This window comes from Isoptericola variabilis (assembly GCF_050311655.1).
GTDB classification, from domain to species: Bacteria; Actinomycetota; Actinomycetes; order Actinomycetales; family Cellulomonadaceae; genus Isoptericola; species Isoptericola variabilis.
Genome location: NZ_JBNOZM010000003.1, coordinates 55,664 through 76,632 on the forward strand (window position 1 = coordinate 55,664; position 20,969 = coordinate 76,632).

Sequence of the window (20,969 nt, forward strand, 5' to 3'; positions counted from 1 at the left end):
GCGAACGCTACACCCGGGAATGGGCCAATGCTTGACCAGGTTGGAACAGCAGTGTTCCACTTGGGCTCAGAGTCACCCCGCCGCGCGAACTCGTCAACCAGGGTTGACGAATTGAGGAGCGTCAACCATGGTTGACAGCATGGCCGCCGTCGAGAACCCGCCCCCCGAAGCTTCCGCACCCGAGACCGCGCCCGCGCCCGGGCGCTCCGGCCGCGAGCGCCTGCGCATCCTGCTCGGCTTCGTGCGCCCGCACCGCCGCACGCTCGCCCTGGGGCTGGCGCTCGGCCTGCTGGCCACGGCGATGAGCCTCGCCACCCCGATGGTCACCAAGTGGGTGCTCGACACCCTGTCGACCGGCGCGCCGCTGGGCGGCCCGGTCGCCTGGCTCCTCGCGCTCATGGTCGTCGGCTCCGTCGTGGGGCTGTTCCAGTGGGTGCTGCTGGGGCGCCTGGCGGAGGACGTCGTCTACGAGGCCCGGTCGTCGATCGTCACGCGCTACCTGCGGGCCAAGGTCGGCGCCATCACCTCGAAGCCCGCCGGCGAGCTCGTCACCCGCGTCACCTCCGACACCCTGCTGCTGCGCGAGGCGACGTCGAACAGCCTGGTCAGCCTCGTCAACGGGTTCATCTCGCTGGTCGGCACGCTCGTCCTCATGGCGGTGCTGGACCTCACGCTGCTGGGCTCCACGGTGGTCGCGATCGTCGTCGTCGCCGTCGCGATGGGGCTGCTCCTGCCGGGCATCGGCAAGGCGCAGCACCGCACGCAGGAGGCGGTGGGCCGCCTCGGCGGCGCCGTCGAGGGCGCGGTGCGCGCGGTGCGGACGGTCAAGGCCAGCGGCGCCGAGGAGCGCCAGGGGGCGAAGATCCTCGGCGACGCGCAGGAGGCGCGCAGGCACGCGGTGACGGCGGTGAAGACCGAGGCCGTCGCGTGGACCGTCTCGTGGGGCGGCATCCAGCTCGCGATCATCGTCATCCTCGGGCTGGGCGCCTGGCGCGTCTCCCAGGACCTGCTCGCCGTGTCCAGCCTCGTGGCGTTCCTGCTCTACGCGTTCAACATCGTGGGGCCGATCTCGGAGCTCACCCAGGCGTTCACCACCCTCCAGTCCGGCCTCGCCGCCGCGGAGCGGATCCGCGAGGTCGGGACGATGGAGCTCGAGGAGGACGACGCCGCGCGCCCGGCGGCCGCGCCCCGCGCGCCCGAGGCCGCGGCGGACGACGGCCGACCGGCCCGGCCGGTCCTCGTGCTCGACGACGTCACCGCGGGCTACGCGGAGGACGCGCCGGTGGTGCACGGCGTCACCCTCGAGGTGCCGCGCCGCGGGCACGTGGCGCTCGTCGGGCCGTCGGGTGCGGGCAAGACGACGATCCTCTCGCTGCTGCTGCGGTTCCTCGAGGCGACCGGCGGCGAGGTCCGCCTCGACGGGGTGCCCTACCGCGACCTGACCCACGCGCAGGTGCGCGCCCGGTTCGCCTACGTGGAGCAGGAGACGCCCGTCGTGCCCGGCACCATCCGGGAGAACCTGCTGTTCAGCCGGCCGGACGCCACCGACGACGAGGTGCGCGCGGTGCTCGAGGCCGTCCGGCTCGCCGCCGACCTCGACGCCCTGCCGGACGGGCTCGACACCTCGCTGGTGTCGTCCGCCGTCTCCGGCGGGCAGCGGCAGCGCATCGCCCTGGCCCGCGCGCTGCTCAAGGAGCCGGACGTGCTGCTGCTCGACGAGGCGACGTCGCAGGTGGACGGCCTCACCGAGGCGGCGATCCACGACGCGATCCGCGCGCACACCCGGCACGGCGCCGTCGTGACCGTGGCGCACCGGCTGTCCACGGTGCTCGACGCCGACCGGATCCTCGTCCTGGAGGGCGGCCGGGTGCGCGCGAGCGGCACGCACGAGGAGCTGCACGCCACGGACGAGCTGTACCGCGACCTCGTCGCCGCGCTGCGCATCGCCGTCGACGCCGAGCCGACTGCCGAGCCGGACGCCGTGCCCACCACCGCCTGAGCACCGGGCGCGAGGGCACGTGCGCCCCCGCGCCCGGGCCGGTCAGCCCTGCTGCTCGGGGAGCGTGTCCCAGAACGAGGTGTCGGCGGTCTCGACCGAGCCGTCCGCCACGGCCTTCGCCGTCGACGTCAGCGTCACGACCGACTGCCGGATGAGGTAGCCGTTGCTCTTCTGCCCGAGCACGTACGGCGCGTACTCGTGGTCGGACATGCCCCGCATCTCGAACAGCAGGGTGGAGACGCCGTACTCCACCGCGATGCCGTTGCGGCCGATGGTGTTGGCGGTGCCGCCGACGTACTTGCCGATGTGTCCCCAGCCGGTCGAGTCGACGTTCTGGTAGACGACCGAGCCGAGGCGCTTGGACCGCTCCACGACCGCCGGGTCGGCGTCGGGCGACGTCGGGTAGAGGATCGAGCCGGAGACGAGGTCGCCGTCCACGCGCGACTGCGTGCCCTGGTGGTGCAGGTCGATCATGTAGTCGACGTCGTACGCCTGGAGCACGTTCTCGTGCAGGGCACGCGTCTCGGGCTGCTCCTTGGCCACGTGGTCGCGGTTGAGGTCCACCTCGTTCGCGTTGTACCGGGTGAGGTGCCGCTCCCCCTTGGCGAGGTAGTCGTCGAGGGAGAAGTTCACGTCCCCCATGGCGCCGTCGGCGTTGAACATCGGGATCAGCAGGATGTTGACGTCCTGCAGCATCCGCGCCTGCTGGCCCTGGCCGAGCGACTTCACGAAGTGCAGCATCGCCTCGGTGGTGAGCTGCTCGTTCCCGTGCTGCTGGGCGAGGTAGAGGATCGTCGGGTTGGCGGGGTCGCTGACGTACTTCACGAGGTGGATGTCGCGGCCCTTGACGGTCTGGCCGATGACCTCGAGCTCCATCGCGTCCTGCTTGGCGTCCTGCGCCCGCAGGAAGTCGGCGACCTCGTCGTAGGTGGACAGGATCGAGGTGGTGATCACCTCGTTGCCCCCGTAGTCCGGCCCCTCGCCGACCGCGACCGCGGTGGCGGTCGATCCGGCGAGCAAGCCTCCGGCGAGGGCGAGGGCAGCGGTGGTCCTGGTGCTTCTGCGCACGGCAACTCCTTCGTCGCGTGTGATGCCCGCCGCGAGGTCGGCGGCGGTCGAGCACACCGTATGGGCGTTTCGTCCGTACCGCTCGGCGAGCGCAGGGCGCCCGCGACGGGTGGCGATGCCCCGATGTATGCGCAGTCACTATCGTGGGACCGCTCGCACGGCCGTGCGGGCGAGGCATGCGGTCAAGGAGTTCCGGTGGCGAAGGCCCCCACGGTGTACGACGTCGCGCAGCGCGCGGGGGTCTCGATCGCGACGGTCTCGCGGGTGCTGCGACGCCCCGACGACGTGCGCGAGCGCACCCGCACGGTGGTGCACGAGGCGATCCGCGAGCTGGGCTACGTGCCCTCCGGCGCGGCGCGGGGGCTGGCGGCGCGCTCCACGGGCGTGCTCGGCCTGTGCTTCCCCGACGTGGACGGCATCGACGAGGTCGACGACCTGCCCGACCCGGTCCGGGTGGGTGAGGCGGTCGAGGTGGTGCGCGACGTCGGCGGCCCGGTCACGGCGCGCTGGAGCAACCTGTACCTCGGCGAGGTGATGCGCGGCGCGGAGCTCGAGGCGTGGCGCACCGGCCACGCGGTGATGATCGGGGTCGCGCGCGGGCTGCGCCGCGCGCAGGCGGTCAACGAGCTCGCCGGGCGCGTGGACGGGCTGGCCGTGCTGTCCAAGTCGGTGCCCGACGACCTGCTGGCGCACATCGCGCGCCGCGTGCCCGTCGTCGTGATGGCCGGCCCGCCGCAGGACGACGCCTACGACCACATCTCGGTGGACAACCGCGCGGGCACCCGCGCCCTGGTGGACCACCTCATCGCCGACCACGGCCTGCGCGACCTCGCGTTCGTGGGCGGCCCGTTCGACTCCCCCGACGCGCACGAGCGCTTCCAGGGCTTCCGCGACGCGCTCGCCGCGGCAGGGCTGGAGGTGCCCGGCGAGCCGGCCGCGCGCAGCGACTTCACGCGGGCCGGGGCGCGCGACCTCGCCCGGACGATGCTCGCGGCGCACGTCACCGGCCGCGGCACGGGCCCCACGGGCCACGCGCTCCCCCGCGCGCTGGTGTGCTCCAACGACCAGACGGCGCTCGGCTTCCTCGACGTGCTCACCGAGGCCGGGGTCGACGTGCCGGGCGACGTCGTGCTCACCGGGTTCGACGGCATCGACGCCACGCAGGCGTCCATCCCCCGGCTCACCACGGTGAGCCAGCCGATGGTCGAGCTGGGCCGCGCGGCCGTGGAGCTGCTGCGGTCGCGGCTCGCCGACCCGTCGGCGCCGGCGGCCACGGTGAACCTGCCCGTGCGCGTGCTGCTCCGCGAGAGCTGCGGCTGCGCGTGACGCCCGCCGACCGGGCGTCCCGCCGAGCCCGCCCGGGCCGGTGGCCACGCGGTTTGCCGCTCCGAAATGTATGCGCATACACTCGCCGGGACGTCGCACGCCGACCCCGGCGTGCGCGGGCCCTCACAGGAGAGGCCTCGACGAAGAGGAGTGGATGTCCATGACGCGCACAGCGCGCTCGGGGCGGCGCCTGGCCGCCATCGCGGCCACCGTCGCGGTGCTGGCCACTGCGGCCTGCTCGGCACCGGTGCAGAACAAGGGGGACGACGCCGCCACCGGTGGCGCGACGTCGATGCTCATCGCGGCCGACAACGGCTCGCCGACGTTCGACCGGAACTTCAACCCGTACTCGTCCGGCAAGCGCAACACGACGACGTACATGTACGAGCCGCTGGTCATCATCAACGAGATGAGCGGCGAGGAGACCCCCTGGCTCGCCACGGGGTACGAGCAGCCCGACGCCAAGACCGTCGTCTTCACCATGCGTGACGGCGTGACGTGGTCCGACGGCGAGCCCCTCACCGCCGAGGACGTCAAGTACTCGTTCGACCTCGTCAAGAAGCACCCCGAGATGGACCTCAAGGGCGCGTGGTCGCACCTGAAGTCGGTCGAGGTGGACGGCAAGACCGTCGTCATGCACCTGCAGACGGAGGACGTCCCCGCCGCGAAGATCCTCGCCCAGCAGCTCATCGTGCCGGAGCACATCTGGAAGGACGTCGAGGACCCGGTCACCTGGACCAACGAGGAGCCCGTGGGGTCCGGCCCCTACACGCTCGGCGAGTTCACGCCGAACCAGTACACGCTGAAGAAGAACGAGAAGTACTGGCAGGCGGACAAGGTGGCCGTCGAGGAGCTCGTGCAGCCCGCCGCCAACTCCGAGCTGGACATCGTCAACAACGGCTACGACTGGGCCTACGCGTTCATGAGCGACGTCGAGGACACCTGGGTCAAGGCCGACCCCGAGAACAACACCTACTGGTTCCCGGCGGGCGCGGCGATCTCGCTGATCCCGAACATGACGAAGGCGCCGTACGACAACGTCGACTTCCGCAAGGGCATCGCGCTGGCGCTGGACAAGCAGGTCATCGCCGACAAGGCCGAGCAGGGCTACGTCGACCGGGCCAGCCAGACCGGGCTCATGCTGCCCAACCAGGAGGCCATCCTCGACACGTCGATCCCGAACCAGGGCTACGTCGACCAGGACACCGACGCCGCCCTCGCCTCGTTCGAGAAGGCCGGGTACACGAAGAAGGGCGACAAGCTCGTCGACAAGTCCGGCAAGCCGCTGAAGATCACGATCACCACCCCGAACGGCTGGTCCGACTGGCTGCAGGGCGTCGAGCAGGTCAAGGGTCAGCTCACCGCGATCGGCATCGACGTCACCGTGGTGCAGCCGCAGGCCGCGGCCTACCAAAAGGAGCTCCGCACGGGCGACTTCGACATGATCATGGGCACCGTCGGCGGCACCGGCCAGCCGTTCCAGGACTACAACGGCCTCATGGGCTCGGAGTTCCTGCTGCCCGTCGGCAAGACCGCCGCCGGCAACTTCGGCCGCTTCGAGTCGCAGGAGGCCGACGACCTGCTCGCCGAGCTCAAGGTGACCACCGACGAGGCGAAGCAGCTCGAGATCACGCACCAGCTCGAGCAGATCACGTACGAGCAGCTGCCGATGATCGCCCTGTTCTACGGCGGCTCGTGGGGCCTGTTCTCGAACAAGAACTTCACCGGCTGGCCCAGCGCGGACGACCCCTACGCCTCCCCGAAGACGTGGGACTCCACCCCGCTGCTGATCCTCACGCACCTCAAGCCCGCCCAGGGCTGACCCGGTCAGAACGTTGTGGGTGGGCTCGTGGCCCTGCTCCGACACGAAACAGGGCCACGAGCCCACCCACGACGATCGCCCGCACGACCCCACCCCGACCGACCACCGACCCGGAGGCTCCGTTGCGCTACGCGCTCCGCAAGCTCGGCCTGCTGGTCCTCACGCTGTGGGCGGCGGTGACGCTGAACTTCGTCATCCCGCGCCTCATGCCCGGCTCGCCCGCCGACGCGGCCATCGCCAAGCTCGCCCAGAACGGCCCCGTGACGCCGTCGGTGCAGGCGGCGATCGAGGCCCAGCTCGGCGTGCCCGGCGGCAGCATCTGGGACCAGTACGTCACGTACCTGAACAACGTCATCCACCTCGACTTCGGGGTGTCCTACACCTTCTTCCCGCAGCAGGTCTCCGAGCTCGTCGCCGGCGCCCTGCCCTGGACGCTGATCATGGTCGGCGCCGTGACCGTCGTGGCGTTCGTGCTCGGCACCCTGATCGGCATCGGGGCGGCCTGGAAGCGCGGCACCTGGATGGACTCGCTGCCCACCGTGGCCGGCAGCTTCCTCTCCGCGTTCCCCTACTTCTGGACCGCGCTGCTCATCGTCTTCTTCCTCGGCTACGTGCTCGGCTGGTTCCCCACCTCGGGCGCCTACTCCGCCACCGCGGTGCCGAACCTGTCGTGGGAGTTCCTCGGCGACGTGCTGTACCACGCGGCGCTGCCTGCGGTGACGATCCTCATCACGTCGCTCGGCGGCTGGATCCTCGGCATGCGCAACACGATGATCAACACGCTCGGCGACGACTACGTGACGTTCGCCGAGGCCAACGGCCTGCGCGGCCGCACCGTCGCGATCCGCTACGCCGCCCGCAACGCGATCCTGCCCAACCTCACCGGGTTCGGCATGGCGCTCGGCGGCGTCGTCGGCGGCTCCCTGCTCGTGGAGCAAGTGTTCGCGTACCCCGGCGTCGGCTACCTGCTGTTCAACGCCGTCACCAACCAGGACTTCCCGCTGATGCAGGCCCTCTTCCTCATGATCACGGTGAGCGTGCTGCTCGCGAACTTCCTGGTGGAGATCCTCTACGGCGTCCTCGACCCCCGAACGAGGCGGTGACCCCGATGGCTGCTGACCCGACCACCACGAAGCCCGCCACGACGCCCGATCCCGAGGGCCCGGCCCCCGAGGCCGTCCGCGGCCCCGCCCGCCCGGCGCGCACCCGCCTCGGCCGCACCGGCCAGGTGCTCGGCCGCGCGTTCGCCACCGTGTGGGCCAACCCGAAGGCGCGCGTGGGGCTCGTCATCCTGGGGCTGTTCGTCCTCATGGCGATCTTCGCGCCGCTGCTGGCGCCGTACTCCCCGCACGACGACTCGTTCGCCCGCAACGAGCCCGGCAGCGCCGCGCACTGGCTCGGCACCACCGGCGCCGGCGAGGACGTGCTGTCCCAGGTGATCTACGGCTCGCGCGTCTCCCTGCTCGTCGGCTTCGTCGCCGGCGGCCTGTCGACCGTCGTCGCCGTCGTCATCGGCCTGTCGTGGGGCTACCTGCGCGGCTGGGGCAACGACGTCGTCAACTTCCTCGTCAACCTGTTCCTCGTGATGCCCGGCCTGCCGCTGATGATCATCATCGCGGCGTACCTGCAGAACGGCGGGCTGCCGATGATCATCCTGGTCGTCGTCATCACCGGCTGGGCGTGGGGCGCCCGCGTGCTGCGCTCGCAGACGCAGTCGCTGCGCTCGCGCGACTTCGTCACGGCGGCGATCTTCTCCGGCGAGAGCTCGGCCCGCGTCATCTTCCGCGAGATCCTGCCGAACATGACCTCGATGATCGCGGGGTCGTTCTTCGGCGCCGCGACGTCGGCGGTGCTCGCCGAGTCCGGGCTGTCGTTCCTCGGCCTGGGCGACATGGCCACCGTGAGCTGGGGCTCGATGATCTTCTGGGCCCAGAACTCGATGGCGATCCTCACGGGCCAGTGGATCCTCCTGTTCGCCCCGGGTCTGTGCATCGCGCTGCTGGCGACCTCCATGACCCTCGTGAACTTCGGCGTCGACGGGTTGTCCAACCCGCGCCTGCGGGAAGGGACCGGCCGATGAGCCTGCTCGAGATCCAGGACCTGTCCGTCGTCTACGAGCCCCGCGGGGCGGTGCCGACGCACGCCGTGAAGCACGCGAACCTCAGCCTGGAGCAGGGCGAGTTCGTGGGCCTGGTCGGCGAGTCCGGCTCCGGGAAGTCGACGCTCGGCTTCGCGATCACGCGCCTCGCCAAGGCGCCGGCGCGCATCTCCGGCGGGCGCATCGTGTTCGACGGCACCGACATCGCGCACCTGGACGCCGAGGAGCTGCGCGTGCAGCGTCGCGGCGGGTTCGCCATGGTGCTCCAGTCGGGCATGAACGCGCTCAACCCGGTGCGCACGATCGCGCACCACTTCGGCGACATCTTCGCCGCGCACGGCCACGTGCCGAAGGCGAGGCGCCGCCAGCGCGCCGTCGAGCTGCTCGACAAGGTGCAGCTGCCGTCCACGGTGCTCGACCGCTACCCCGGCGAGCTGTCCGGCGGCATGCGCCAGCGCGTCTCCATCGCGCTGGCCCTGTCGCTCGAGCCGCGCCTCATGGTGTTCGACGAGCCGACCACGGCCCTCGACGTGCTGGTCCAGCACGCCGTCATGGACACCATCCGCGAGCTCCAGGCCGCGGAGGGCTTCACCGCGGTGCTCATCTCGCACGACCTGGGCGTGGTGCTGGAGTCGGCCGAGCGCGTCGTCGTCATGCACGACGGCGAGATCGTCGAGGACGGGGCCTCCCGCCAGATCTTCTCCGCGCCGGCGCACCCGTACACGCAGATGCTGCTGAGCCACTACGCCGACCCGCGCGCCGAGGTCGTCGAGCTGCCGGGCTTCGAGCGCAAGGCGGCCGCGACCACGGCGGCGGACGGCGCGCAGGACGGCGCCACCCGCGCGGGGCGTGCCGCCGCCCACGACGCGATCGTCGTCGACCACGTGTCGAGGGTGTACCCGCCTCCGCGTCGCGGCGAGAAGGCCGTCACCGCCGTCGACGACGTCTCGTTCCGGCTGGAGCCGGGCGCGGCGATGGCGCTGGTGGGCCAGTCGGGCTCCGGCAAGTCGACGATCGCCAAGATGGTCACGGGCGTGGAGCGACCGACGTCGGGCACGGTGACGTTCGGCGACCTGCGGGTCGACAAGCTCCGCCGCCGCCAGCTCAAGACGCTGCACGCGGACGTCCAGATGGTGTTCCAGGACCCGTACTCGGCGCTCAACCCGCTGCACACCGTGGAGTACACGCTCACCCGGCCGGTGGAGAACTTCACCGGGCTCAAGGGCGAGGCCGCACGCGAGCGCGTGCTGGAGCTGCTGGACACGGTGGGCCTCACGCCCGTGGAGCAGTACGCGGCCAAGCTGCCGCACCAGCTGTCGGGCGGGCAGCGCCAGCGCGTCGTCATCGCGCGCGCCCTGGCGTCGAACCCGCAGGTGCTCATCGCCGACGAGCCCGTCTCGATGCTCGACGTGTCGCTGCGCGCCGGCGTGCTCAGCCTGCTCGAGGACCTGCGCGCCGGCCTCGGCGTCTCGCTGCTGTACATCACGCACGACCTGCTGTCCGCGCGCGTCGTCACCGACCAGATCATGGTGCTCCACCACGGCAAGGTCGTGGAGTCCGGCGGCACCACGCAGGTGCTGCGGTTCCCCGAGGACGCGTACACGACGCAGCTGCTCGACGCGATCCCGCAGCCCGCGCGCCGCTTCTCCGACGGGGCCGCGTCGTGACGGCGCCCGCCTCGACGGCCGTCCGGCCCGGCACGCCGTTCTCGGTGCTGCCGCTGCCCGACGGCGTCGAGCCGCTGGTGCTGGACGTGCCGGTGGGCCCGCTCACGGCGCTGCGGTCGGTCGTGCCGGACGGCGTGGAGCGCCGCGCCGTCGCGCTGCTCGTGCCCGGGTTCACCGGGTCGCGGGAGGACCACCGGCTGCTGCTGCCGCTGCTGGCCGAGCGCGGCGTCGAGGCGTGGACGTACTCCCAGCGCGGGCAGGCGGACTCGGCCGCGCCGCGCGGGACGGGCTCCTACCGCCGCGAGGACTTCACGGGCGACGCGCTCGACGTCGCGTCCGTCGTGAGCGCGGCGGCCGGCATCGAGCCCGGTGCCCTCCACCTGCTGGGCCACAGCTTCGGCGGCACGGTCGCGTCGGCCACGGTCGTGCGCGCCCCGGCGCCGTTCGCCAGCCTCACGATGCTCTGCTCGGGGCCGCACGGCTGGCCCGGGCGCAAGGACGCCGAGCGCGACCGGCTGCTCGGCGCCGCCGGGCTGGTCGACCTGTGGACGCTCGACAACCCCGCGCTCGCGCGGCGCCTGGTCGAGGACCCGCAGGCCCTGGCCGACCTCGACGTCGACGCCCGCTTCCTGCGGGACCGGTCGATCGCCACGAGCACGGACAACCTGCTGGGCGCCATCGACGTCCTCGCCGACGTCCACGACGTCACGCCCGGCCTGGCCGCCGCCGGCCTGCCGGTGCTGGTCGCGCACGGCGTCGACGACGCGGCGTGGCCGCAGCCGTGGCAGCGCGCCATGGCCGAGCGCCTCGGCGCCCGCTACGAGGTGATCCCCGACGCCGGCCACCTCCCCAACGTCGAGAACCCCGCCGCGACGGCGGACCTCCTGGCCGACTTCTGGTCGACCGCCGGCGGGCGCTGACCGCCCGCACCGGCCCACGACGGCGCCCGGCGCGCCGCACCCACGCAACCGCACGACCGCACTACGTAAGGACCATCCCGTGCTGCACTTCCCCGAGGGCTTCCGCTGGGGCGCCGCCACCGCGGCCCACCAGATCGAGGGCAACAACGTCTCCAGCGACTGGTGGGTGCGCGAGCACGCCGCCGGCACCTCGATCGTCGAGCCCAGCGGCGACGCCGCGGACAGCTACCACCGCTACCGCGAGGACATGACGCTCCTGCGCGACGCCGGCCTCGACACGTACCGCTTCTCCATCGAGTGGGCGCGGATCGAGCCCGAGGAGGGCTTCGTCTCGCGCGCCGAGATCGCGCACTACCGCCGCATGGTGGAGACGTGCCTCGAGCTCGGCATCACGCCGATGGTCACGCTGATGCACTTCACGGTGCCGCGCTGGTTCTACGAGGAGGGCATGTGGCGCTCGCCGAAGGCGGCCGACCGCTTCGCCCGCTTCACCGAGCTCGCCCTGCCGATCCTCGGGAACGACGTCGACTACGTCTGCACCATCAACGAGCCGAACATCGCCGCGATGATCGCGGGCGGCGAGGACCCGGCCAACCTGGTCGCCTACGGCCTGCCCGCCCCCGACCTGCAGGTCGCGGACACGCTGCTCGAGTGCCACACCCGGGCGCGCGAGATCCTCGCCGGCGTGGGCGGGATCAGCTCCGGCTGGACCGTCGCCACGCAGGACTTCCAGCCCGAGCCGGGCTGCGAGGACGTGGCGCACGAGTACGGCCACCAGCGCGACGACTGGTACCTCGAGGCCGCCCGCGGCGACGACTGGGTGGGCGTCCAGGCCTACACCCGCACCATCATCGGCCCCGACGGCCCGCGCCAGGTGCCCGAGGGCGTCGAGACCACGCTCACCGGCTGGGAGTACTACCCCCTGGCGCTCGAGCACGGCGTGCGCTCGGCGTGGGAGAAGACGCAGGGCGTGCCGGTGTTCGTCACCGAGAACGGCATGGCGACGCAGGACGACGCGCGCCGGATCGACTACACCGAGGGCGCGCTGGCCGGCCTGCACTCCGCGATCCAGGACGGCGTCGACGTGCGCGGCTACCTGCACTGGAGCCTGCTGGACAACTACGAGTGGGCGTCCGGCTTCCGCCCCACGTTCGGGCTCGTCGAGTTCGACAAGGAGACGTTCGAGCGCCGCCCGAAGCCGTCGCTCGGCTGGCTCGGCTCCGTCGCGCAGGCGAACGGCCTCACCGTCCGCTGACCCCCTCCCCGAGATCGAGGCACCCGCGCCGACGTCGACCCACCGAAGGTCGATCTCGTGGCGGGTGCCTCGATCTCGCCGTTCCCGCACCGATCGAGGACCGTGTACCCATGACCGACCAGCCGTACCGCGACCCGTCCCTGTCCCCGGCCGAACGGGTGGAGGACCTGCTGCGCCGCATGACGCTGCCCGAGAAGGTGGGGCAGATGCTGCAGCTCAACGCGATGGACGACCTCACCGAGATCGTCGTCGGCCGGTTGGCGGGGTCGATCCTGCACGCGTCGCCGTCGCGCGTCGTGGAGGCGATCGAGCTGGCGCGCGGCACGCGGCTGGGGATCCCGCTGCTGGTGGCCGACGACGCGATCCACGGGCACGGGTTCTTCCCCGGCGCCACGGTCTTCCCCAGCCAGCTGGGGATGGCGGCCACCTGGGACCTCGACCTCGTGGAGCGGGCGGCGCGCGCGACGGCGGTCGAGGCCGCGGCGACCGGCCTGCACTGGACCTTCTCCCCCGTGCTGTGCGCGACCCGCGACCTGCGCTGGGGCCGCGTGAACGAGACGTTCGGCGAGGACCCGTACCTCATCGGCGAGCTGGGCGCCGCGATGGTGCGCGGCTACCAGGGCGACGGGCTCACCGACCCGACGGCGGTGCTCGCGACGGCGAAGCACTTCGCCGGCTACTCCGAGACGCAGGGCGGCCGCGACGCCACCGAGGCGGACCTCACGCCGCGCAAGCTGCGCTCCTGGTTCCTGCCGCCGTTCGAGCGCGTCGTCCGCGAGGGCGTGCGCACCGTGATGATCGGCTACCAGGCCATCGACGGCGTCCCGATCACCACCAGCCGCTGGCTGCTGCAGGGCGTGCTCAAGGACGAGTGGGGCTTCGACGGCACCCTCGTCACCGACTGGGACAACGTGGGCCGCATGGTGTGGGAGCAGTTCGTCAGCCCGGACCATGCCGCCGCGTCGGCCGCCGCCGTCGACGCCGGCAACGACGTGATCATGGCGACGCCGCGGTTCTTCGAGGGCGCGCAGGAGGCCGTCGCCGACGGGCGCATCGACGAGGAGCGGCTCGACGACGCGGTGCGGCGCATCCTGCGCCTCAAGGTCGACCTCGGGCTGTTCGAGGACCCGCGGGCACCCGTCGCCGAGCGCATCGAGGCCGTCGTCGGCTCCGCCGCGCACCGCGACCTGGCGCTCGACGTCGCGCGCGGCTCGCTCGTGCTGCTGGAGAACGACGGCACCCTGCCGCTCGCGGGCGGCCTCGTGGCGGACGACGAGGGCCGCGCGGTCGCCTCCGCCGACGCCGCGGCGCTGCGCGTCGCCGTCGTCGGACCCAACGCGGACGACCCGCACGCGCAGCTCGGCGACTGGGCGGGCGCGTCGGGGCAGGTGAGCTGGATCCGCGACGGGCACCCGCGCGAGCTCACCGAGACCGTGCTGGACGGGCTGCGCGCCGTCGCCCCGGCGTCGTGGGAGGTCACCTACGCCCGCGGCGCGAACATCGTCGAGCTGGGCCCCGACCCGGACGGCACGCACTTCCCCGACGGCCAGCCGCGCCCGCCGGCCGCGCTGCCCGCGCCGTCCGACCCGGCCCTGCTGGCCGAGGCGGAGGACGCCGCCCGTGCCGCGGACGTCGTCGTCGCCGTGCTGGGCGACGAGGTCGCGCTGGCGGGCGAGGGGAAGTCCACCGCGACCCTGGAGCTGCAGGGCGGCCAGGTCGAGCTGCTGGAGCGGCTGGTCGACACGGGCACGCCCGTCGTCGTCGTGCTCGTCGCGTCCAAGCCGCTCGTGCTGCCGGAGGCCGTGGGCCGCGCCGCCGCGCTGGTGCACGCCGCCAACCCCGGGATGCGCGGCGGCCGCGCCGTCGCGGAGCTGCTGCTCGGGCTGGTCGAGCCCACCGGGCGCCTCCCGATCTCCTACGCCCTGCACGCCGGCCAGCAGCCGGTGTTCTACCACCAGGTGCGCGGCCAGCACGGCACGCGGTACGCGGACCTCACGCAGCGGCCGCCGTACGTCTTCGGGGAGGGGCGCTCGTACACGAGCGTCGAGTACTCCGGCCTGGAGCTGGACGCCGCCGACGTCGCGGCCGACGGCTTGGTGCGGGGTCGCGTCACCGTCACCAACACCGGGGCCCGCCCGGCGGTGGAGACCGTGCAGGTGTACGTGAGCGACCGGGTCACGTCCGTGACCTGGGCGGACCGGGAACTGAAGACCTTCCGCCGGGTGCCGCTGGCGCCGGGCGAGCGCGTCGTCGTCGAGGTCGAGGTGCCCGCCGCCGGCTGCACGATCGTCGACGCCGCCGGCCGCCGCGTCGTCGAGGCGGGCGAGTTCGAGCTGCTCGTCGGCCCCAGCTCGCGGCGCGAGGACCTGCTGGCGGCGCCGTTCCGCATCGGGTGACCCGAAGGGGTTGACGAAGTACCCCCTAGGGGTATGGTGGGACACATGACCGAGACGACCGCACCCACCGACGTCCTCGACGGCCCCGCGCACCAGCACGACGGGCCGCACGGCTACGCCTCCGACAAGGAGGCCTACCTCAAGCGCATGCGCCGCATCGAGGGCCAGGTGCGCGGCATCGCGCGCATGATCGACGAGGACGTCTACTGCATCGACATCCTCACCCAGGTGTCCGCCGTGACCAAGGCGCTCCAGGCCGTGTCCATCGGCCTGGTCGAGGACCACCTGGGCCACTGCGTCGTCGACGCCGCCCGCGCCTCCGAGGCCGAGGGCGCCGCCAAGGTCAAGGAGGCCGCCGACGCCATCGGCCGCCTCGTCCGTTCCTGAACACCCGCCACCCACCCTCCATCGAAGGAGCACCGATGAGCACCGTCACCACCCTGGGCGTCACCGGCATGACCTGCGGCAACTGCGTCGCGCACGTCACCAAGGACCTCTCCGCCGTCCCGGGCGTCGTCGACGTCAGCGTCGAGCTGCGCGCCGGCGGCACCTCCGACGTCGCCGTCTTCTCCGACGCCCCGCTCGACGAGGCCGCGCTGCGCGAGGCCGTCGACGAGGCCGGCTACGAGGTCGAGTCCGTCGCCGTCCAGGCCGACGCGCTCGCCGCCCAGCAGGCCGCGCAGGCGCCCGCCCGCCAGGAGGCGCACAACTGCGCCTGCGGCTGCGGCACCGGCGAGGCCTCGGCCGACACCGCCCCCGCGCAGAAGACCTACGACCTGGCCGTGCCCCCGCGCGCCTGAGTCCACGGCTCCCCAGCCACCCCCGCGGACCGCCTGCCGAACCGTCGCCCGCTCGACCACCACGAGCCCGAGCGACCCAGGCCCTCCGCGCCGCGCCGTCGTCGACCCGACCGGCGCCCCCACCGCGACCCCGCCGCCCCGGGTCGTCGCGGGTGACCTCCACCCAGCACCTCAGGGAGTCACCCTCATGAGCACCCCCACGTCCTCGCCGGTCGACCCGGCAGGACCCGCCGCCGGCCCTCCGATCCTGGAGATCGACCTCGCCATCGAGGGCATGACCTGCGCGTCGTGCGTGGCACGGGTCGAGAAGCGGCTCAACCGCGTCGACGGCGTCACCGCCACCGTGAACCTGCCGCTCGAGAGCGCGCACGTCGAGCTCACCGCACCCGTCGACGACGCCGCGCTGGTCGCGGCCGTCGAGAAGGCCGGCTACGGCGCCCGCGTCACCGGCCGGCGCGACGTCGCCCCGCCCGCGTCCGCCCCCAGGCCTGCGCCGGCGGCCCCGGTGCCCACCGAGACGCCGGCCGCTCCGCGCACCCCGGCACGCCCGGTGTCCGACACGGCGTCCGAGACGACGTCCGACACGGCGGCCGAGGCGACGTCCGACACCTCGGCCCCGGGCGACGCGCGCGGCGCGGACCTGCGGCGCCGGCTGGTCGCGTCGGCGATCCTCACCGTGCCGGTGGTGGCGCTGTCGATGATCCCGGCGCTGCAGTTCACGGGCTGGCAGTGGGTCGTCGCGGCCGCCGCGCTGCCGGTCGTGACGTGGGGCGCGTGGCCGTTCCACACCGCCGCCGCGCGGGCCGCCCGGCACGGCGCGTCCACGATGGACACGCTGGTCTCGTTGGGCGTGATCGCCGCGACCCTGTGGTCGCTGTGGGCGCTCACGCTCGGCGGCGCGGGCGAGCTCGGCATGCGGATGCGGCCGTCCCTGATCCCGTCCGAGTCCGGCGGCGCGCCCGAGCTGTACTTCGAGGTCGCGGCCGTCGTCACGACGTTCCTCCTCGCCGGCCGCTACGCCGAGCACCGCTCCCGGCGGCGCGCCGGCGACGCCCTGCGCTCCCTGCTCGAGCTGGGCGCCAAGGACGCCGAGCGGGTGCGGCTCGCCGCGGACGGCACGCCCGTCGTCGGGCCCGACGGCGGCCGCGTCACCGAGCGCGTGCCCGTCGCGGACCTGGGCGTCGGCGACGTGTTCGTCGTGCGGCCGGGCGAGAAGGTCGCCACCGACGGCGAGGTGGTCGAGGGCGCGAGCGCCGTCGACACGTCGCTGCTCACCGGCGAGCCCGTACCGGTCGACGTCGGGCCCGGTGACGCCGTCACCGGCGCGACCGTCAACACGTCCGGACACCTGTTGGTGCGCGCGACGCGCGTGGGCGAGGAGACGACGCTCGCGCAGATCGGGCGGCTGGTGTCGCAGGCGCAGACCGGCAAGGCGCCCGTCGCACGGCTCGCCGACCGCATCTCCGCCGTCTTCGTGCCGATCGTCATCGGGCTGTCCGTGCTCACGCTGGTGGGCTGGCTGCTCGCGGGCGCGGACCTGCAGCTCGCATTCACGGCCGCCGTCGCGGTGCTGATCATCGCCTGCCCCTGCGCCCTCGGCCTCGCGACGCCCACCGCGCTGCTGGTCGGCACCGGCCGCGGCGCACAGCTCGGCATCCTCATCAAGGGCCCGGAGATCCTCGAGTCCACGCGCCGCGTCGACACCGTCGTCCTCGACAAGACCGGCACCGTCACCGAGGGCCGCATGCAGGTGGAGCGCGTCCTCGTCCCGGACGTGTCCGAGGCGCAGCGGGGTATGGCCCCCCGTGACTCTGACAACTCGCGGGAGCGGGAGGTGCTGGCGTACGCCGGCGCCGTCGAGGCGCTGAGCGAGCACCCGATCGCACACGCCGTCGCGGCCGCAGCCGCCGAGCTGTCAGGGCCACACCGGGATGTGGCCCGTCCTGGCCCTGACACGTCGGGCGGGACGGGGGCGGACGGCGTCGGGATCGGCGCGCTCCAGGCGTTCGACTTCCGCGCGACGCCGGGCGGCGGGGTCGAGGCGGTCGTGCGGCGGGCGCACTCCGGCCTCGGTTCGACAGCGGGCGGCTTGGCCGTGGACGGCGGGCTCAACGCCCGGCGCGTGCTCGTCGGGCAGCCGTCGTGGCTGGCCGGTCAGGGCGTCGCGTTCGACGGCGACCTCGCGGCCGCGTTCGCCGACGCCGAGGCCACCGGGGCGAGCGCCGTCGTCGTCGCGTGGGACGGCGCCGCCCGCGGCGTCGTCGTGCTGCGCGACCCGGTCAAGGCGACGTCCGCCGAGGCCGTGCGCGAGCTGCGCGACCTCGGGCTCCGCCCCGTGCTCCTCACCGGCGCCGGCGAGGGCGCGGCCCGCGTCGCCGCCCGCGAGGTCGGCATCGCGGACGAGGACGTCATCGCCCGCGTGCTGCCGCAGGACAAGGCGGCGGTCGTGGCGCGGCTGCGCTCCGAGGGCCGGGTCGTGGCGATGGTCGGCGACGGCGTGAACGACGCCGCCGCCCTCGCCACCGCCGACCTCGGGCTCGCGATGGGCACGGGCACCGACGTCGCGATCGAGGCGAGCGACATCACGCTGGTCCGCGGCGACCTGCGCTCCGCCCCCGCGGCCGTCCGGCTGTCCCGCGGCACGCTGCGCGTGATCAAGCAGAACCTGTTCTGGGCGTTCGCCTACAACGTGGCGGCCATCCCGCTCGCCGCGGCGGGGCTGCTCAACCCGATGATCGCCGGGGCGGCCATGGCCGCGTCGTCCGTCATCGTCGTCGGCAACTCGCTCCGCCTGCGCCGCGCCGGCTGACCCGTCGACCGTTGTGAGCGGGCGTTTGGCCCTGTTTCGGGACCGAAACAGGGCCAAACGCCCGCTCACAACACGTCGGGGTCAGCGCGGTCAGCGGAAGCGGCGGCCCTCGTCGCGGCGGTAGGCGACGACGGCGAGGACGGCGAACAGCGCCGTCCAGCCGAGCAGCACCACCCACGCCAGCCCGTAGGCGGGCTCGCCGGTGAGGGCCTGGACCAGCAGGTCACGGCCGGCGCGCGTCGGCGTGGCCTGCGAGATCGCGTCCAGCCAGCCCGGGAACATCTGCGGCGGCAGGAACAGGCCGCCCGCGAACGCCAGCGGGAAGAGCACCACCTGCACCACCGGCAGCGCGGCCTTCGCGGACAGCGAGTAGCCCACGGCCATGCCGAGCAGCACGAACGGCACGGAGACCAGCAGGATGGTTCCCACCCCGGCGAGCAGCTGCCCGAACGTCACGGTCGCCGCCGTGAACAGCCAGCCGATGAGGATCAGCGGCACCAGGCCGAACAGCGCGAAGATCGCGCCGTTGCCGATCCGCGCGACCATCCGCGCGCCGGGACCGGCAGGCAGGGACCGCAGGAACGGGTCGAACGGGAGCTGCCGGTCCTCGGCCACCCCCAGCCCGTAGGTGAACAGGCTCGCGGAGCAGACGGCGAACAGCCCCAGGCTCGCCACCGACATCGTCGCCCACAGCGGGTCGTTCGCGACTTCGCGCTGCGGCACGACGAAGAAGAACATCGCCAGCGCGGGGAACAGCATGTTCCCCAGCACGGCGATCGGCACGCGCACCGTCTCCAGGAACTGGTACCGCAGGTGCAGCCACGTCAGGGCCATCGGCCCGGGGGCCGCGGCCGTCCGGGCAGGGGTCGTCGCGCTCATCGTGCCGCCTCCGTCACCATCTCCTCGAACGCCTCCTCGAGGCTCGCGCCCCGGATGCGGAGGTCGTGGAAGTCCACGTCGTCGCGCACCAGCGACCGGACGAGCTCGTCGGCGTCAGCCGTGTACAGCTCCTGGGTGCCGTCGTCGAGGCGCTCGGCGCGCACGACGCCGGGCCACCCGGCAAGGTCCGCCGTCGCCCGGAGTGCCACCCGGCGCAGGCCCACGCGCCGCAGGATGGCGTCGAGCGCGTCGTCCGCCCGCACCACCCCGCGGTCGATGACGACGACGCGCTGCGCCAGCGCCTGCACCTCCTCGAGGTAGTGGCTGGTGAGCAGCACGGTGCCGCCGCCCGCGTGGTAGGCGCGAATCGCGTCCCACAGCGCCTGGCGCGCGCCGACGTCGAGCCCCGTGGTCGGCTCGTCGAGCAGGACGACGCGCGGCCGCCCCACCAGCGACAGCGCGACGGCGAGCCGCCGCTTCTGCCCGCCGGAGAGCGCCCCCGTCTGGCGACGCGCGAGGTCCGCGAGGGCGAACTGCTCCAGCAGCTCTCCGGTGGGCACCGGGTCGGCGAAGTGCCCGCCGACGAAGTCGACCACCTCGCGCACGCGCAGCGTGGCCGGCAGCCCGGTCTCCTGCGGGGTGATGCCGAGCCCGGCGCGGGTGGCGGCGTCGCGCGGGTCGCCTCCCAGGAGCCGCACCGTGCCCGCGTCGGGGCGGCGCTGCCCGCCGACCAGCGAGAGCAGCGTGGACTTGCCGGCCCCGTTCGGCCCGAGCAGGCCCACGAGCTCGCCGGGGCCGACGTCGAGCGACACGTCGTCGAGCGCCACGACGTCGCCGAAGCGGCGCGTGACCCCGCGCACGGCGACGGCGGCACCGGCGGCCCGGGCAGGGGACGTCGCGGCGGTGGCGGGCGGGGGCGCGACGGCGGGCGCGCGCTCGGGCGGGCGGGTGCGGGTCATGATCCGGCTCCTCTCAGCAGGCCGGTAAGGGCCTCTTGGTAGTCCTCGAAGGCACGGCGCCCGTGCTGCGTGAGGGCGAGGTACGTCGCGGGGGTGCGACCCTCGTGGGTCTTGGTGACGCGGACGTAGCCCGCGTCCTCGAGCTTGCGCAGGTGGGTGGACAGGTTGCCGGCGGTCATGTCGAGCAGCTTCTGCAGCCTGGGGAAGCTCAGCTCGTCGCCGGCGTCCAGGGCGGCGAGCGTCGCGACGACGCGCAGCCGGGCGGGCGCGTGGATGACCGGGTCGAGGGCGTCAGCCACGGCCCGCCTCCTCCCCCGCCCGCCGCCGACGTCGCACCACCCGCAGGTGCTCGACGCCCGCCATCACGAGGAAGCCGCCGCCGCCCGCGAGCGCCATCACGAGGTACGTGAGAGGCAGGCCGACCAGCGTGGCGACCGCGCCGACCAGCAGGATCCACGTGCCGAGGACGAAGAGGGAGCGCTCGCCGAACGCGACCGCCCCGCCCAGGTACAGGAGCCCGACGACGAGGCAGGCGCCGCCGTTGCTGGCGAGTCCCATGAGCTCGGAGTCCGCGCCGGCGCGCGCGAGCCCGCCGAGGAACATGCTGAAGGTGAGGAAGCCGAGCATCCACGACCAGCCGTACATCGCGCCCGTCCGGGCGGAGACGCCGCGCGTGCCCGCCGTCCGGGTCATGCTGTGCACCATCGTGAACACGACGGCCGCCGCGATCGCGCCGGCGAAGACCCAGAACGCCCAGGCCTCCGGCTGCTCGCGCCCCTGGACGCTGGACCACAGCACGAGGTAGCCGGCGAGCCACGCGACGCCCCACACGCCGTAGAGCGCGCGGGCGTCCGGCTCGAGGGCGGCGCGGGCGCGGTCCTGCTGCTCGCGGATGAGCCGCAGCGAGTCGGCGGCCGCGAGCCCGGCGTCGTCGCCGGGCCGGTCGGCACGATCGGTGTGGTCGGTCATCG

General features: G+C 73.5%; 17 protein-coding genes. 12 read left to right on the plus strand and 5 right to left on the minus strand.

What is annotated here, in order from left to right:
• The first annotated feature begins 127 nt into the window (after positions 1-127).
• Entirely contained in the window at positions 128-1,999 is a 1,872-nt protein-coding gene (locus tag ACQP60_RS07495) for an ABC transporter ATP-binding protein (protein WP_429730134.1), read from the plus strand.
• 42 nt (positions 2,000-2,041) lie between these two features.
• Here the strand turns inward: ACQP60_RS07495 and ACQP60_RS07500 are convergent, their stop codons facing one another.
• The gene (locus ACQP60_RS07500; protein WP_429730137.1) at positions 2,042-3,067 is read right to left on the minus strand and encodes a M14 family zinc carboxypeptidase; all 1,026 of its coding nucleotides are present in this window, start codon (positions 3,065-3,067) and stop codon (positions 2,042-2,044) included.
• 195 nt (positions 3,068-3,262) lie between these two features.
• Between ACQP60_RS07500 and ACQP60_RS07505 the strand changes: the two genes are divergently transcribed.
• From ACQP60_RS07505 to ACQP60_RS07555, 11 genes are all read left to right on the plus strand, one after another.
• Entirely contained in the window at positions 3,263-4,393 is a 1,131-nt protein-coding gene (locus tag ACQP60_RS07505) for a LacI family DNA-binding transcriptional regulator (protein WP_429730140.1), read from the plus strand.
• Between the two features lie 160 nt (positions 4,394-4,553).
• Positions 4,554-6,215, plus strand: a complete 1,662-nt coding sequence (locus ACQP60_RS07510) for an ABC transporter substrate-binding protein (RefSeq protein WP_429730143.1) — start codon at positions 4,554-4,556, stop codon at positions 6,213-6,215.
• Positions 6,216-6,337: 122 nt separating this feature from the next.
• Positions 6,338-7,318: an ABC transporter permease gene (locus ACQP60_RS07515; protein WP_429730146.1), complete on the plus strand. Its 981-nt coding sequence runs from the start codon at positions 6,338-6,340 to the stop codon at positions 7,316-7,318.
• 5 nt (positions 7,319-7,323) lie between these two features.
• Complete coding sequence (locus ACQP60_RS07520; protein ID WP_429730149.1) at positions 7,324-8,295, plus strand: ABC transporter permease; 972 nt, start codon at positions 7,324-7,326, stop codon at positions 8,293-8,295.
• On the plus strand, positions 8,292-9,980 hold the full coding sequence (locus ACQP60_RS07525; protein WP_429730152.1) for an ABC transporter ATP-binding protein: 1,689 nt from the start codon (positions 8,292-8,294) through the stop codon (positions 9,978-9,980). The genes ACQP60_RS07520 and ACQP60_RS07525 overlap by 4 nt, the downstream gene beginning before the upstream one ends.
• Positions 9,977-10,900, plus strand: coding sequence for an alpha/beta fold hydrolase (locus ACQP60_RS07530; protein WP_429730155.1), 924 nt, complete (start codon positions 9,977-9,979; stop codon positions 10,898-10,900). The genes ACQP60_RS07525 and ACQP60_RS07530 overlap by 4 nt, the downstream gene beginning before the upstream one ends.
• A gap of 79 nt (positions 10,901-10,979) precedes the next feature.
• The gene (locus ACQP60_RS07535) at positions 10,980-12,155 is read left to right on the plus strand and encodes a glycoside hydrolase family 1 protein (protein WP_429730159.1); all 1,176 of its coding nucleotides are present in this window, start codon (positions 10,980-10,982) and stop codon (positions 12,153-12,155) included.
• Positions 12,156-12,265: 110 nt separating this feature from the next.
• Positions 12,266-14,551 (plus strand): glycoside hydrolase family 3 N-terminal domain-containing protein, encoded by a 2,286-nt coding sequence (locus tag ACQP60_RS07540; protein ID WP_429730162.1) that lies wholly within the window; start codon positions 12,266-12,268, stop codon positions 14,549-14,551.
• A 45-nt stretch (positions 14,552-14,596) separates the two neighbouring features.
• Positions 14,597-14,938, plus strand: a complete 342-nt coding sequence (locus tag ACQP60_RS07545) for a metal-sensitive transcriptional regulator (protein ID WP_429730165.1) — start codon at positions 14,597-14,599, stop codon at positions 14,936-14,938.
• Positions 14,939-14,973: 35 nt separating this feature from the next.
• The gene (locus ACQP60_RS07550; RefSeq protein ID WP_429730168.1) at positions 14,974-15,351 is read left to right on the plus strand and encodes a heavy-metal-associated domain-containing protein; all 378 of its coding nucleotides are present in this window, start codon (positions 14,974-14,976) and stop codon (positions 15,349-15,351) included.
• 187 nt (positions 15,352-15,538) lie between these two features.
• The gene (locus tag ACQP60_RS07555) at positions 15,539-18,160 is read left to right on the plus strand and encodes a heavy metal translocating P-type ATPase (RefSeq protein ID WP_429730171.1); all 2,622 of its coding nucleotides are present in this window, start codon (positions 15,539-15,541) and stop codon (positions 18,158-18,160) included.
• Positions 18,161-18,250: 90 nt separating this feature from the next.
• On the opposite strand, the gene ACQP60_RS07560 is transcribed toward ACQP60_RS07555, so the two are convergent.
• The 4 genes from ACQP60_RS07560 to ACQP60_RS07575 are packed head-to-tail and all read right to left on the minus strand — an operon-like array spanning position 18,251 to position 20,967.
• A complete protein-coding gene (locus tag ACQP60_RS07560) occupies positions 18,251-19,039 on the minus strand; it encodes an ABC transporter permease (RefSeq protein WP_429730174.1) in 789 nt (262 codons plus the stop codon).
• On the minus strand, positions 19,036-19,998 hold the full coding sequence (locus ACQP60_RS07565) for an ABC transporter ATP-binding protein (protein WP_429730177.1): 963 nt from the start codon (positions 19,996-19,998) through the stop codon (positions 19,036-19,038). The genes ACQP60_RS07560 and ACQP60_RS07565 overlap by 4 nt, the downstream gene beginning before the upstream one ends.
• Positions 19,995-20,297, minus strand: coding sequence for a transcriptional regulator (locus tag ACQP60_RS07570; protein ID WP_429730179.1), 303 nt, complete (start codon positions 20,295-20,297; stop codon positions 19,995-19,997). Before ACQP60_RS07570 ends, ACQP60_RS07565 begins: the two co-directional genes overlap by 4 nt.
• Positions 20,290-20,967 (minus strand): hypothetical protein, encoded by a 678-nt coding sequence (locus ACQP60_RS07575; protein WP_429730182.1) that lies wholly within the window; start codon positions 20,965-20,967, stop codon positions 20,290-20,292. Before ACQP60_RS07575 ends, ACQP60_RS07570 begins: the two co-directional genes overlap by 8 nt.
• Positions 20,968-20,969 lie beyond the last annotated feature (2 nt).

Coding starts and splice junctions, on each gene's coding strand:
- ACQP60_RS07495 (WP_429730134.1), top strand. CDS start 128: ATGGTTGACAGCATGGCCGCCGTCGAGAACCCGCCCCCCGAAGCTTCC.
- ACQP60_RS07510 (WP_429730143.1), top strand. CDS start 4,554: ATGACGCGCACAGCGCGCTCGGGGCGGCGCCTGGCCGCCATCGCGGCC.
- ACQP60_RS07520 (WP_429730149.1), top strand. CDS start 7,324: ATGGCTGCTGACCCGACCACCACGAAGCCCGCCACGACGCCCGATCCC.
- ACQP60_RS07525 (WP_429730152.1), top strand. CDS start 8,292: ATGAGCCTGCTCGAGATCCAGGACCTGTCCGTCGTCTACGAGCCCCGC.
- ACQP60_RS07540 (WP_429730162.1), top strand. CDS start 12,266: ATGACCGACCAGCCGTACCGCGACCCGTCCCTGTCCCCGGCCGAACGG.
- ACQP60_RS07545 (WP_429730165.1), top strand. CDS start 14,597: ATGACCGAGACGACCGCACCCACCGACGTCCTCGACGGCCCCGCGCAC.
- ACQP60_RS07550 (WP_429730168.1), top strand. CDS start 14,974: ATGAGCACCGTCACCACCCTGGGCGTCACCGGCATGACCTGCGGCAAC.
- ACQP60_RS07555 (WP_429730171.1), top strand. CDS start 15,539: ATGAGCACCCCCACGTCCTCGCCGGTCGACCCGGCAGGACCCGCCGCC.
- ACQP60_RS07560 (WP_429730174.1), bottom strand. CDS start 19,039: ATGAGCGCGACGACCCCTGCCCGGACGGCCGCGGCCCCCGGGCCGATG.
- ACQP60_RS07565 (WP_429730177.1), bottom strand. CDS start 19,998: ATGACCCGCACCCGCCCGCCCGAGCGCGCGCCCGCCGTCGCGCCCCCG.
- ACQP60_RS07575 (WP_429730182.1), bottom strand. CDS start 20,967: ATGACCGACCACACCGATCGTGCCGACCGGCCCGGCGACGACGCCGGG.